This window comes from Cellulosimicrobium sp. SH8, from assembly GCF_025818875.1.
Taxonomy (GTDB): Bacteria; Actinomycetota; Actinomycetes; order Actinomycetales; family Cellulomonadaceae; genus Cellulosimicrobium; species Cellulosimicrobium cellulans_D.
Map to the genome: position 1 here is coordinate 440,863 of NZ_JAMXMH010000002.1, position 12,125 is coordinate 452,987.

The window sequence follows — 12,125 nt, forward strand, 5'->3', positions numbered from 1 at the left end:
TGCCGAGCGAGTCTGACGGCAGCCGCCCACACCCGCACCGCGCCACGCCGACGACCCGTCAGGCGCGCAGGAGCTGCTCCACGCGGACCGACCGGCGGCGGGCGACGACGAGCGTCGTCACCGCCACCGACGCGAGGCCCCACAGCACCAGCGCGACGGCATCGCCTGCGCCGCCCGCGGCGCCCGGGTCGACGATCGACGTGAGAAGGCGGAGCGCCGAGCCCACGGGCAGCAGGTCGCGGAGCCCGGTGAGCACGGCCGGGACGGTCGCGACGATGCCGGTCGCGACGAGGAGCACCGCGACGAGCAGGCTGATCGCCCGCCCCACGTTCCCGAGCAGCGCCGCGAGCGCCTGGTTGAGCGCGACGAAGACCACCGACGCGAGCGCCCCGACCGCGAGCAGGCCGACCCAGCCGCCCACGCTCGCCCCCTCGACGGCGGCGAGGATGCCGCCGATGACGAGGCCGGTCGCGGCCGCTGTCCCCGCCGGGAGCGCCAGCGCGGCCAGCGCGAGCCGCCCCGCGGTCCGCGTCGAGCCGAGCAGCTTCGCGGGCACGGGCGGGAACGCGACGAAGATCGCGAGCGCGCCGAGCCACAGGGCGAGGACGGCGAACAGCGGGCCGGTCGACCCGGTGCCGAGGTCCTCGACGCCGGGTGCCGCCACCGGGTCCGCCACGACTGCCGAGAGGTTCTCGCGCTCCGCGTCCGTGTAGGTCGGGATCTGCTCGGTCGCCTCGCCGAGCCCCTGGGCGAGCTCGGTCGTCCCGTCCGCGAGCTGCCCGACGCCGCCCGCGAGGTCGCCCGCGCCGGTCGCCAGGTCCTGAGTCCCGGTCGCGAGCTGGTCGGCGCCCGTCCCGAGCGCCCCGACACCCGTCGCGAGCCCGTCCGCCCCCGTCGACAGCGCACCCGCCCCGCCGGCGAGCTGCGCAGCGCCGTCGGCCACCTGGTCCGCGCCGCCGGCGAGCTGTCCGAGCCCGGTCGAGAGGCCGCTCGCTCCCCCGGCGACGCCCGTCGCCCCCGTGGCGGCCTGCGCCGCCCCGGTCGCGAGCTGGCCCGCGCCCTGCGCGGCCTGGTCGACGCCGTCCGCGAGCGCGTAGAGCCCAGTCGGCCCGGTCGCGCCCGACGGCGCCCCGGCCAGGGCGGCGTTCCCCGCCGCGACCTCGGCCGCGCCCACCGCGAGCGGCCGCAGCGCGGCGAGCTGCTGGTCGAGCGCGACGCACGCCGGGCTCGTCGGGTCCGCCGCGCACCCCGCCTGGACCTTCTGCTGCTCGATCCCGGCGACGACCTGCGCCAGCCCGCCCGCGACGTCCCGCGACCCCGTCGCGAGCCGGGTCCCGAGCGCGGGGAGCGACGTGGACCCTCCGCCGGGGAGGGGAACAGCAGAGATCGAGGCGTCGAGCGTGCCGAGCCCGGTCGCGAGGTCGGACGCCCCGCCCGCGACCCCCGCGACGCCGTCGGCCAGGCTCTGCGCGCCGGTCGCGAGCGACCCGGCGCCGGTCGCCGACTGCGCGACCCCGTCCGCGACCTGCCGCGACCCGGTCGCGACGCCCTGCGCCCCGCTCGCCAGGTCGCCCGCGCCCGACGCGAGCTGGTCCGCGCCCGAGCCGAGCTCGCCGACCCCGGACGCGAGCGCCCCCGCGCCGGTCGCGAGCTCGCCCGCGCCGGACGCGAGCTGCGTCGCGCCGTCGTCCGCCTGGGACGCGCCGTCGGCGAGCTGGTCGGCGCCGTCCGCGGCCTCGCCGAGCTGTTCGTTCAGGGTCGTGAAGCCGACGAGCACGCCGTCCACGTAGTTCTCGGTGAGCGTCGTGCCGAGCACGGACGTCGCGGTGGTCGTGACGATGCGCGCGAGCGCCTCGTCCACGACCCGCCCGCCGGGCGCCGTCTCGACCGTCAGCGTGGCCTGGGTCGCGTCGGACGCGTCGCCGCTGAACGACGTGGCCGCCGCGGAGAAGTCCTCGGGGATCGTCACGACGGCCGAGTAGGTCCCGTCGGCGAGGCCCGACGCCGCGTCGTCGGCGTCGGTGATGACCCAGTCGTAGTTGGTCGTGCCGGGGTCCGGCTGGGCGGCGACGGGTCCGGTGTCGGAGGACGCCGCGCCGCCGCTCACCAGCCCGGCCGTGAGCTGACGCCCCAGCGGGACGGTCTGCCCGTCCACCTGGACGGGCTCGTCGAGGTTGACGATCGCGGCCTTCACCGTGTCGAGCCGCTCCTGCGGGTCCCACAGCGCCCACAGCAGCAGGCCGAGCACCGCGAGCGGCAGCGCGACGGCGGCGGCCACGGTCCACGCGCGCCGGGCGTCGACGCGGCGCGTCCGGGAGGCGGCGGGCGGCGGCGCGTCCGGGGTGGTCGGGTCGGTCTGCGCCGTGTCGGGCGGGAAGACGCTCATGCGGGCACCTCCTCGGTGCGCGGGCCGACGGCGGACGCCGGGTCGGTGGGGGCGGGCACCGTGCGGGCGGGGTCGGGGGCGTGCAGGTCGAGCACCTGGGTCCCGGGTGGCGCGAGGTCGGTGGGCGCGGGCCCGACGGCGCCCAGGACGACCGCCGTGCCGCGCTCGGCCGCCCGGGCGAGCACCTCGGAGAGGGCGGCGCGCTCGGCGGGCGACGTGACGGCGTCGGTCCCGACCACGGCGACCAGCCGCGGCTCCTCGCGCAGCAGCGCGGCGACGCTCGCCGCCGCGGGCACGCGGTGCGCGGCGGGCGCGGGCGCGTCGCCGGGCAGGGCCGCGACGTCGGCCGCGAGGTCGACGAGCGCGACGCGGCGGCGCACGCTCAGCGCGCGCTCGGGCAGGACGAGGCCCGTCACCTTGAGGGCTCCGGCGGCCGGCTTGAGCCGCCCCGCGAGCGCCAGCACGACCCCCGACACCGCCGCGGGCGACGTCCCGTGCACGACGAGCGACCCGCCGTCGGGCACGCGCACCGTGACCGGGTCGGCGAGCGGGCCGCGCGCCCCGGCGACGACGAGGTCGTGCGCGACGATCGCGTCCGTGCTGCCGGGCTCCGGCCAGTCCGCGAGCGCGAGCTCCTTGGACAGCCCCTCGCCCTCGACGTCGAACGACGGCAGCACCCGGTCGAGCCAGCGCGGCATCCACCACGCCTTGTCGCCGAGCATCGCGAGCACCGCCGGCACGAGCGTCATGCGCACGACGAACGCGTCGACGAGGACGCCGACCGCGAGCCCGAGCGCGATGGGCTTGAGGCTCATGTCGCCCTCGGGCACGAACGCCACGAACACCGCGAACATGATGACCGCCGCCGCGGTGACGACCTTCGCCGACGCCTGGAACCCCGTGAAGATCGACCGCCGCGCCTTCGCGGAGTGGACGTAGTCCTCCCGGATGCGCGCCACGAGGAACACCTCGTAGTCCATCGCGAGGCCGAACAGCACGCCCATGAGCACGATCGGCATGAACGAGATGACCGGGCCCAGGCGCGTCACGTTCAGCGCGTCCGCGAGGAGCCCGTGCTCGAACACGAGGGTCACCACGCCGAACGCCGCGCCCACCGAGAACAGGTACCCGAGCGTCGCCTTGATCGGCACCGCGATCGAGCGGAACACCATCGTCAGCAGCACGAGCGACAGGCCCACGACGACGAACGCGAACGGCAGCAGCGCCGCCCCGAGCTTCGCCGAGACGTCGATCCCCACCGCCGTGAACCCCGTGACCGCGAGGTCCACGCCGTACTCGTCGAGGAAGTGGTCGTGCTGCGCGCGGATCTCCGTGACGAGGTCCTTGGTCTCCGCCGAGTCCGGCGCGCCTGTCGGCACGACCTGCACGATGCCCGTGTCCGCCGTGAGGTTGGGCGTCGCGAGCGGGACGTCCGCGACCCCGGGCAGGCCCGCGAGCTCGTCGCCCAGGTCGTCCATGAGCCCCACCGGGTCCGTCGACGTGACGATCGTCCCGGTGACGATGAGCGGCCCGTTGAACCCGGGGCCGAAGTGCTCCGACACCAGGTCGTACGTCACGCGCGCCTGGTTGTCCTCCGGCAGCGTCCCCGCGTCGGGCAGCGCGAGCTGCAGGTCCCGCGCGGGCAGCGTGAGCAGCACGATCGCCGCGACGACGAGCCCGATGGTCAGCAGCGGGATCCGCGTGACGGCGCGTACCCACCCCGCGAAGAACCGGTTGCGGTGCGCGGTCGTGGTCGGGTCGGAGACGTCCCGGGTCGGGTCCGCGGCGGGGGCGCCCTCGGTGCTCGGGGCTGCCGCGCCGTCACCCTGGTCTTCCGGGCGGCGGTTCACGAGCGCGGCTTGACGCCCTGTCGCATCCGAGCCCGCCCCCGCCGCTCGTCCAGTCCGTCGCCTCGTCGTCTCGTCGAGGCCCGACGACGCCGCACCCGCACGCCGTCGCCCACGCCCACGACGGCGCGGTGCCTTCGGGCGGAGCCGCTCGCCCGCGAAGCCCAGCATCGCGGGGAGCAGCGTGATCGAGACGAGGACCGCGAGGCCGACGCCGACGGCGGCGGCGACGCCCATGACGGTGAGGAACGGGATGCCGGCGACGCCGAGGCCGACGAGCGCGATCATCACGGTGAGGCCGGCGAAGATGACGGCGGAGCCCGCCGTCGCGACGGAGCGGGCGGCGGCCTCCTCGACGCTCAGCCCGCCGGCGAGCTCGTCGCGGTGCCGGGACACGATGAAGAGCGCGTAGTCGATGCCGACGGCGAGGCCGAGCATGACCGCGAGCATCGGCGTCGTGGAGTTGATCTGTGCGACGGCGGTCGCGGCGAACAGCAGGCCCATGGTGACGCCGACGCCCATCACGGCGTTGAGGAGCGGCAGCCCGGCGGCGACGAACGAGCCGAACGTGAGCACGAGCACGACGAGCGCGACGAGGAGGCCGAGGGCCTCGGTGACGGTGAGCGTGGGGAACTCGGTGCTGAAGAGCTGCCCGCCGAGCGCGGCCTGGGCGCCGTCGGGCAGGGCGGCGGCCAGGTCGTCGACGGCGTCGCCGAGCGCGTCCTTCGTGGCGTCGGTGACCTCGCTCTGCCCCTCGTCGAGCTGGATCGTCATGAGCGTCGCGACGTCGTCGTCGCTGATCGACGCGGTCATGGTGTCGTCGTAGGGCGAGGTGACGGCGGCGACGTCGGCGACGTCGCCGAGCGCGGTGACGGCCTCCTCGACGGGTCCGCGGACGGCGTCGTCCTCGATGGTGGAGCCGTCGGGCGCGACCACGATGACCTGGGCAGACGCCCCGCTGACCTGCGGGAACGTCGCGGCGAGACGGTCGAGCGCCGCCTGGGACTCGGTGCCGGGGATCGTCACCTCGTCGTCGAGGCCCTGGCCGACGAGGCCGGCGAGCGCACCGGCGAGGACGAGGATCCCGATCCACGCGGCGAGGACGAGCCGGCGCGCCCCGACCGCCCAGCGGCCGAGCGAGTACAGCGCTGAGGACACGAGCGGCCTCCCGGGGAGAGTGCAGACGGATTTCAGGATACGCCGCTGTATCCGATACGGGAACGTATCCGATACACTGGTGCATCGCAAGGCCGTCCGTTCGGGCGGCGCCCTCCGACAGTGGGAGCATGTCCGGCGTGACGACGGACCTCGACCCGACCCGCGTCGGTCGCGACCCCGCGGGGGACGGCGACGCCCGGATCTCGCCGCGGCGGGAGCGCACGCGTGAGCGCCTGCTCGACGCCGCCTACGGGTTGTTCGCCGAGCACGGCATCAACGGCACCTCCATCGAGGCGGTCTGCGAGGCCGCAGGCTTCACCCGCGGCGCGTTCTACTCGAACTTCGCGTCCAAGGAGGAGCTCTTCCTCGCGCTCAGCGAGCGGGAGATCCGCGTGCGGATGCGCAGCCTCGAGCACGCTGTCGAGCACCTGCCCGAGCACCCCGTGCAGGACGGCGTCATCGCGCCCGCGACGATCGCGACGATCGTCGCGGCCGTCATGGACGACCCGCGGGACGAGCGTCGCTGGTGCCTCATGAACGCCGAGCTCGAGCTGCTCGCGCTGCGCGACCCCCAGGTCGCCGCGCGGTTCGCGGAGCAGGAGGAGTCGTTCCGCGCCGAGCTGGCGGACATCCTCACGCGCGTGCTCACGGAGGTGGGCATGCGGTTCGCGATCGACCCCGCGGCCGCGACGCGCGTGCTCATCAGCGCCTACTCGTGCGCGGCGCGCGACGCGTTCCTCGGCCCGGCCGACGACGAGGCGGTCCGCCGGGCGCAGTCGGCCGACTGGCTCCCCGCCCTCGTCGGGCGCCTCGTCGAGCCGGACCCCGGCGCACCCGACGCCGGCATCTGACGCCGACCGTGGCGCGTGTCAGTGGCCCAGGTCACACTGGCGCCATGACACTCACGTTCAGCGGTCCGGTGTTCGACTGTGCCGAGCCCGCCACGGTGGCGGACTTCTGGCAGGCGGCCCTCGGCTGGAGCGGACGGGAGACCGGCCCGCACGGCGAGTCAGTCCTCTACCCCCACGAGGGCGAGACGACGATGGGGCCGCCCAGCGTCGTCTTCCAGCGGGTGCCCGAGGGCAAGGCGGTGAAGAACCGCGTCCACCTCGACTTCGCCTCCTCCGACCAGGCCGCCGACGTCGCGCGGCTCGAAGGTCTCGGCGCCCGCCGGGTCGACGTCGGGCAGGGCGAGGGCGAGACCTTCGTCGTGCTGGCCGACGTCGAGGGCAACGAGTTCTGCGTCCTGCGCGGGGACTGACGCTCGGTCGTCGCCCGGGCTCGACCGGCGCCGGTCGAGCCTCGCTCCTCCGTGCGCGGAGGCTCCCGTCACGGTGGCCGTGTCACGCCGATGCCCCGGGCCCGGTCGAACGGGCAAGGGACGCGACGCAGGCACCTTCGCGCGTCCTCCGGTCGAGACGGAGGAGTGACCCATGTCCGAGAACCCGCTCGTCGTGCTGCTGCACGGCGCGTTCGCCGAGTCCGCGAGCTGGTCGGGCGTGATCGCCCGGCTCCGTGCGCAGGGCGTCGACACCCTCGCCCTCGCGAACCCCCTGCGCAGCGTCGTGACGGACGCACAGTACGTGCGCGACGCCGTCGGCGACTCGGGGCGACCGCTCGTCCTCGTCGCGCACTCCTACGGTGGCATGGTCGTCACGGAGGCGGCCGCGGAGGGCCTCGGCGACGTCCGAGGGATCGTCTACGCGGCGGCGTTCGCCCCCGACACCGGCGAGAGCGCGATCGACCTCGCCGGGAGGTTCCCGGGCAGCACGCTCGGCGACACGCTGGAGAGCACGTCGCTCGTGGACGACCAGGACGACCTGTGGATCCGGCCGGACGCCTACCACGCGCAGTTCGCCGCCGACGTCGCGGAGGAGACCGCGTACGTCGCCGCGCGCACGCAGCGACCCGTCACGGACGTCGCGCTGAACCAGATGCTGCTCGCCGGCACCCCTGCCTGGAAGACGACGCCGTCGTGGTTCGTGTTCGGCTCCGAGGACCGCACCATCCCCGTGGCCGCGCACCGGTGGATGGCCGAACGGGCCGCCGCGCGCGGCGTGGACGAGGTCGACGGCGGGTCGCACGCCATCGCGCTGTCCGAGCCGGACCGCGTCGTCCGCTCCGTGCTCGACGCCCTCGACACGGCGCGGGGCCCGGCCGCGTGACCGCCGCCGGACAGGAGACGACGATGATCACCACCACGGCGCTCGGCCCCGTCTCGACGGTCGACGCCGGCCCGCTCACCGTCGGCTACGTCGAGGCCGGCGACCCCGACGGCACGCCCGTGGTCCTGCTCCACGGCTACCCCTACGACGTGCACAGCTACGTCGACGTCGTGCCGCTCCTCGCCGACGCGGGGCTCCGCGTCATCGTGCCGTACCTGCGCGGGCACGGGCCGACGACGTTCCGCGACGCCGGCGCGATGCGTTCGGGCCAGCAGGCCGCTCTCGGCTCCGACCTCGTCGCGCTCCTCGACGCTCTCGACATCGACTCCGCCGTGCTCGCGGGCTACGACTGGGGAGGACGGGCGGCGTGCGTCGTCGCGGCGCTCTGGCCCGAGCGGGTCCGCGGGCTCGTGTCCGTGAACGGCTATCTCGTGCAGGACGTCGCGGCCTCGCAGACGCCGGTCCGCCCCGACCTCGAGGCCGGGTTCTGGTACTTCTGGTACTTCTCGACGGAGCGCGGTCGCCGCGGTCTGACGCAGAACCGCGCGGAGATCGCACGCGTCATCTGGACGCGGAACTCGCCCGAGCGCTCGTTCGCCGACGCCGACCTCGCGCGGGCCGCCACCGCGTTCGACAACCCCGACCACGTCGACGTCGTCATCCACTCCTACCGCCACCGGCTCGGGCTCGCCCCGGGCGACCCGGTGCACGAGGACGCGGAGCGGCGCCTCGCCGCGCTGCCCCGGATCGACGTCCCGACCATCACGCTCGACGGCCTCGCCGACGGCAACTTCCCCGCGACCGACGGGTCTCCGAGCGCGCGCTTCTTCGGCGGGCCGCGCGAGCACCGGCAGGTGCCGCACGCCGGTCACGACCTGCCCGCAGAGGCGCCCGAGGCGTTCGCTCAGGCCGTCCTCGACCTGGCGAACCGCCCGGCGGCGGACTGACCCGGGCCGAGGCAGGTCAGCGCGCGCCGTAGACCGCCGTCGAACCCGCGGGCGGCTCGCCGACGTCCTCGACCGGTCGTGGCGCGTACGTCTCGGCGGTGAGGTCGGCGCGCTGGACCCGCGAGAGCCGGAACCAGCGGATCGCCTCGCGCGAGCGGCACCAGGCCACGAGGTACCAGCGGCCGTCGGTGTGCGCGAGCAGCACGGGCTCGACCCGGCGCGAGGTCTCGACACCCCGGCCGTCCCGGTAGCGGATCGCGAGCACGCGCTCCCCCGCGAGCGACTGCTCGACGGCGCGCAGCACGCCGAGGTGCGTCCGCGCCCGCCCGACGACGTCCCCTCCGCCCGGCGCGACGTCCGTCTCCGGTGGGACTGCGCCGTCGGGCGAGGCCGCGACGTCGGGCGGGCCCGGGACCTCGTGACGGACCCACACCCGCGCGGCGAGCGCCTCGGCACGGACGCGGTCGCCCGCGGCGAGCGCGTCCCACACCTTCCCGCGCGCGGCGAGCGCGTCGACCGCGAACGGGCTGCCGGGCGGGAGCGTCGCGAGCGCGACCGCGACGGCGACCGCCTGGCCGGGCGTGAAGTTCACGGGGGGCAGGGACGCGCTCGGGTCGAGCACGTAGCCCCCGCCGGGCCCGGCCTGCGCCCAGATCGTCAACCCGGCCTGCTGGAGCGCGGCGACGTCGCGCTTGATCGTCCGCTGGCTCACCTCGAGCGCTGCCGCGAGACGCGGGCCCGTCGTGCCGGTGCGCCCCGCACGGCGCAGCTCCTCGGCGAGCGCGTAGAGCCGTTCCGTCCTGTTCACCGGATGATGGTGACAGACAGGTGTCACCGACGCCCTGCGAGGGTGGGTCCATGAGCAACCACGACCAAAGCCAGCCCCTCCACGTCGTCCTCGTCCCCGGCTTCTGGCTGGGCGCCTGGGCGTGGGACGACGTCGTCCCCCACCTCGAGGCCGCCGGCCTCGTCCCGCATGCGGTGACCCTCCCGGGCCTGGACCCGGGCTCGACGGCACAGGACCGCGCCCACATCACGCGCGACGACCACGTGGACACGGTCGCGCGGCTCGTCGACGGGCTCGAGGGCCGGGTCGTGCTCGTCGGCCACAGCGGCGGCGGGCCGGTCGTGCAGCAGGTCGCCGACCGCGACCCGGCCCGGATCGAGCGGATCGTCTACGTCGACACCGGCCCCCTCGTCGACGGCGCCGCTCTCTCGCCCGACCTCCCGGCGGACGTCGCCGAGGTCCCGCTGCCCGACTGGGAGACGCTGGGCGAGGACGGGTCGAGCCTGGACGGCCTGGACGACACGGCGCTCGCGCGGTTCCGGGAGCGCGCGGTGCCGACGCCCGGCCCGGTCGCACGCGGCCCGGTGCACGTGGCGAACCCCGCTCGCCTGGGCGTTCCCGCGACCGTGACCTGCTCCTCGATCCCGTCGGCCGTGCTCGCCGAGCTCGCGAACCCGGGCCCTCCCCTGCACACCGAGCTGGGCGAGCTCACGGACCTCATGTACGTCGACCTGCCGACCGGGCACTGGCCGATGTTCTCGCGCCCGCGCGACCTCGCGGCCGCCCTGGTCGACGCAGCCTCCTGACCGGACGCCCCGCGCAGCACGGAGCGCGTCGTGAGCCGGTCGTACGGGACGGGCCCGTGCGACCGGCATCACACGTTCTCCCAAAGAAAGTCACCGAACTCGCGTCACAGACGGCGACTTGTGCCGTCTTGTCGGGTGGAAGCGGTCACCAGGCCGCCCGAAGACCGACCGACGACGAGACGGACCATGCACGACACCCTGCCCTCCGCCCCCTCGCGCACCGAGGTGCGCACGGCCCTGCTCTGGGCCCTCGAGCACGACCGCGACGCCCTGCTGGAGCACCGCGAGACGACCCAGCACTGCGCGTGGGCCGCGGCCCGGGGTGCGGCCGACCGGCGCCTCGTGCGCCGCTGGCGCGCGGCGTTCGCCCCGCTCCCGTCCAGCATCGCCTGACGCGAGACCCCCGGACCCGGACCGCCCGCGCGCATCCGTCCGGGGGCACCGGGGCGAACCCCGGACGAGAGGGCACGTCCGCCCCCTCGGGAGGAGGTCGCCATGTTCGCGTCGCTCGCTGCCGGATCCGGCGGGACGATCGGCGTCACGGGGATCGGGAACGGCATGTCGCAGTGGTTCCTGATCTTCGGCGCGCTCATCATCACCGCGATCCTCGTCGGCTCGATCTACGAGCTCGGCAAGGCCGTGCACGACCGGCACGTCCACCAGCGCCGCCCGGTGCACCGCTGACGCCCGCCTGACCACGGCCGCCCGCGTACCGTCACCGCCGTCCCGAGCCCCCGCCCCGCGCACCCGACCTCGCGTCCCGCGCGGCGGCGTCGGACACTGGGAGGAGGACGACGAGGACCGGTGACGCGATGGTCGGGACCGTGGCACGTGTCCCCCGCGCCGAGCAGGGCGCGAGGCGGGACGAGCGCGCGCCCGGTGGCCCCGGGGGCACGGATGACCACGACGCCGTGCTCGACCTTCCCGCCGCGTACTCTTGCTGGGCCCCGCTCGTCCGGGCCGTCGTCGCGCGGCGCCTCGGCGACCCGTCCGACGCCGACGACGCGACCCAGCTCGTGTTCCTCGCCGCGTGGCGCTCGCGCGACCGGTTCGACCCGACGCGGGGCGAGGTGCCCGTGTGGCTCCTGGGCATCGCGCGCCACGTCGCCGCCGACCTCCTGACGGCGCGGGCGCGCGAGGCCCGACGGCGCGAGGCCGCCTCGCGGGGCCGTCCCGTGACGGCCGTCCCCGACCCGGCCGACGACGTCGCCGCGCGGGTCGACATGGAGGGGGCGCTGCGACGCCTGGCCCCCGAGCGGCGCCGGGTGGTGCGCCTGGTGTACGCGCAGGGCCGCACCCACGCCCAGGTCGCCGCGGAGACGGGCCTCCCCCTCGGCACGGTCAAGAGCCACGCGCGCCGAGGCCTGGCAGAGTTCCGCACCCACCCCTGACCCGCCGAGCACGACGTTGCTGTCGGAATGCGGCCGATGACGACAGCAACGTCGTGCTCGACGGCGCGGCACGTCGTGCTCGTCGGGCTGCAGGCGCGCGTCACGCGCGACCGAGTGTGATGTGATCCAGATCACACAGATCCGTGCCCGAGACGTGTCGGGAGCGGGCCGTCGGTTCCGACCTCCCCGTGACGGCGCCGACGGGGCGCCGACCGACGGAAGGGAACGACCATGAGGTACATGCTGGTGAAGACCTACACCCAGGCGGCGCACTGCGACCTCCCCATCCACGAGTGGGCGCCGGAGGACATCGAGGCGCACATCGCGTTCCAGCGGGCGCTCGGCGAGCAGCTCGCGGCGTCGGGCGAGCTCGTCGACGCCCAGGGGCTGGCCGGGCCGGACCAGGCGCTCGTCGTCATGTCGGACGGCCGCACAGCACCCGTCGTCACCGACGGCCCGTTCCCCGAGTCGAAGGAGTTCCTCGCGGGCTACTGGATCGTCGACGTCGACAGCCAGGACCGCGCGGTCGAGATCGCGGCGCAGGCGTCGGCCGCACCCGGCCCGGGAGGCGCCCCGATCGGCGAGTACATCGAGGTCCGCCAGGTCATGAGCGCACCCGCGTCCGAGCAGTGACCGCC

12 protein-coding genes are annotated in these 12,125 nt (G+C 75.6%); 9 read left to right on the forward strand and 3 right to left on the reverse strand.

Going from position 1 to position 12,125, the window contains the following annotated elements; all coding sequences use genetic code 11:
* Positions 1-58 precede the first annotated feature (58 nt).
* Positions 59-2,386 carry a YhgE/Pip domain-containing protein gene (locus NF338_RS04680; RefSeq protein WP_264029708.1) on the reverse strand — a complete coding sequence of 776 codons (2,328 nt, stop codon included), beginning with the start codon at positions 2,384-2,386 and terminating at the stop codon, positions 59-61.
* Positions 2,383-5,391, reverse strand: a complete 3,009-nt coding sequence (locus NF338_RS04685) for an MMPL family transporter (protein ID WP_264029709.1) — start codon at positions 5,389-5,391, stop codon at positions 2,383-2,385. The genes NF338_RS04680 and NF338_RS04685 overlap by 4 nt, the downstream gene beginning before the upstream one ends.
* A gap of 128 nt (positions 5,392-5,519) precedes the next feature.
* Between NF338_RS04685 and NF338_RS04690 the strand changes: the two genes are divergently transcribed.
* The 4 genes from NF338_RS04690 (at position 5,520) to NF338_RS04705 (ending at position 8,503) form a co-directional block, all read left to right on the forward strand.
* On the forward strand, positions 5,520-6,242 hold the full coding sequence (locus tag NF338_RS04690) for a TetR/AcrR family transcriptional regulator (protein WP_264029710.1): 723 nt from the start codon (positions 5,520-5,522) through the stop codon (positions 6,240-6,242).
* Between the two features lie 44 nt (positions 6,243-6,286).
* Positions 6,287-6,652 (forward strand): VOC family protein, encoded by a 366-nt coding sequence (locus NF338_RS04695; RefSeq protein ID WP_264029711.1) that lies wholly within the window; start codon positions 6,287-6,289, stop codon positions 6,650-6,652.
* 172 nt (positions 6,653-6,824) lie between these two features.
* A complete protein-coding gene (locus NF338_RS04700; protein WP_264029712.1) occupies positions 6,825-7,556 on the forward strand; it encodes an alpha/beta fold hydrolase in 732 nt (243 codons plus the stop codon).
* A 23-nt stretch (positions 7,557-7,579) separates the two neighbouring features.
* Positions 7,580-8,503: an alpha/beta fold hydrolase gene (locus NF338_RS04705; protein WP_264029713.1), complete on the forward strand. Its 924-nt coding sequence runs from the start codon at positions 7,580-7,582 to the stop codon at positions 8,501-8,503.
* Between the two features lie 16 nt (positions 8,504-8,519).
* On the opposite strand, the gene NF338_RS04710 is transcribed toward NF338_RS04705, so the two are convergent.
* Positions 8,520-9,311: a helix-turn-helix transcriptional regulator gene (locus NF338_RS04710; RefSeq protein ID WP_264029714.1), complete on the reverse strand. Its 792-nt coding sequence runs from the start codon at positions 9,309-9,311 to the stop codon at positions 8,520-8,522.
* Between the two features lie 50 nt (positions 9,312-9,361).
* Between NF338_RS04710 and NF338_RS04715 the strand changes: the two genes are divergently transcribed.
* From NF338_RS04715 to NF338_RS04735, 5 genes are all read left to right on the forward strand, one after another.
* Positions 9,362-10,096, forward strand: a complete 735-nt coding sequence (locus tag NF338_RS04715; protein ID WP_264029715.1) for an alpha/beta fold hydrolase — start codon at positions 9,362-9,364, stop codon at positions 10,094-10,096.
* A 186-nt stretch (positions 10,097-10,282) separates the two neighbouring features.
* Complete coding sequence (locus tag NF338_RS04720; protein ID WP_264029716.1) at positions 10,283-10,489, forward strand: hypothetical protein; 207 nt, start codon at positions 10,283-10,285, stop codon at positions 10,487-10,489.
* 102 nt (positions 10,490-10,591) lie between these two features.
* On the forward strand, positions 10,592-10,780 hold the full coding sequence (locus NF338_RS04725; protein WP_141389890.1) for a hypothetical protein: 189 nt from the start codon (positions 10,592-10,594) through the stop codon (positions 10,778-10,780).
* Between the two features lie 140 nt (positions 10,781-10,920).
* A complete protein-coding gene (locus NF338_RS04730; RefSeq protein ID WP_264029717.1) occupies positions 10,921-11,487 on the forward strand; it encodes an RNA polymerase sigma factor in 567 nt (188 codons plus the stop codon).
* 240 nt (positions 11,488-11,727) lie between these two features.
* Complete coding sequence (locus NF338_RS04735) at positions 11,728-12,120, forward strand: YciI family protein (RefSeq protein ID WP_264029718.1); 393 nt, start codon at positions 11,728-11,730, stop codon at positions 12,118-12,120.
* The last annotated feature ends 5 nt before the right edge of the window (positions 12,121-12,125 follow it).

Coding starts and splice junctions, on each gene's coding strand:
- NF338_RS04705 (WP_264029713.1), top strand. CDS start 7,580: ATGATCACCACCACGGCGCTCGGCCCCGTCTCGACGGTCGACGCCGGC.
- NF338_RS04680 (WP_264029708.1), bottom strand. CDS start 2,386: ATGAGCGTCTTCCCGCCCGACACGGCGCAGACCGACCCGACCACCCCG.
- NF338_RS04735 (WP_264029718.1), top strand. CDS start 11,728: ATGCTGGTGAAGACCTACACCCAGGCGGCGCACTGCGACCTCCCCATC.
- NF338_RS04690 (WP_264029710.1), top strand. CDS start 5,520: ATGTCCGGCGTGACGACGGACCTCGACCCGACCCGCGTCGGTCGCGAC.
- NF338_RS04725 (WP_141389890.1), top strand. CDS start 10,592: ATGTTCGCGTCGCTCGCTGCCGGATCCGGCGGGACGATCGGCGTCACG.
- NF338_RS04695 (WP_264029711.1), top strand. CDS start 6,287: ATGACACTCACGTTCAGCGGTCCGGTGTTCGACTGTGCCGAGCCCGCC.
- NF338_RS04720 (WP_264029716.1), top strand. CDS start 10,283: ATGCACGACACCCTGCCCTCCGCCCCCTCGCGCACCGAGGTGCGCACG.
- NF338_RS04700 (WP_264029712.1), top strand. CDS start 6,825: ATGTCCGAGAACCCGCTCGTCGTGCTGCTGCACGGCGCGTTCGCCGAG.
- NF338_RS04715 (WP_264029715.1), top strand. CDS start 9,362: ATGAGCAACCACGACCAAAGCCAGCCCCTCCACGTCGTCCTCGTCCCC.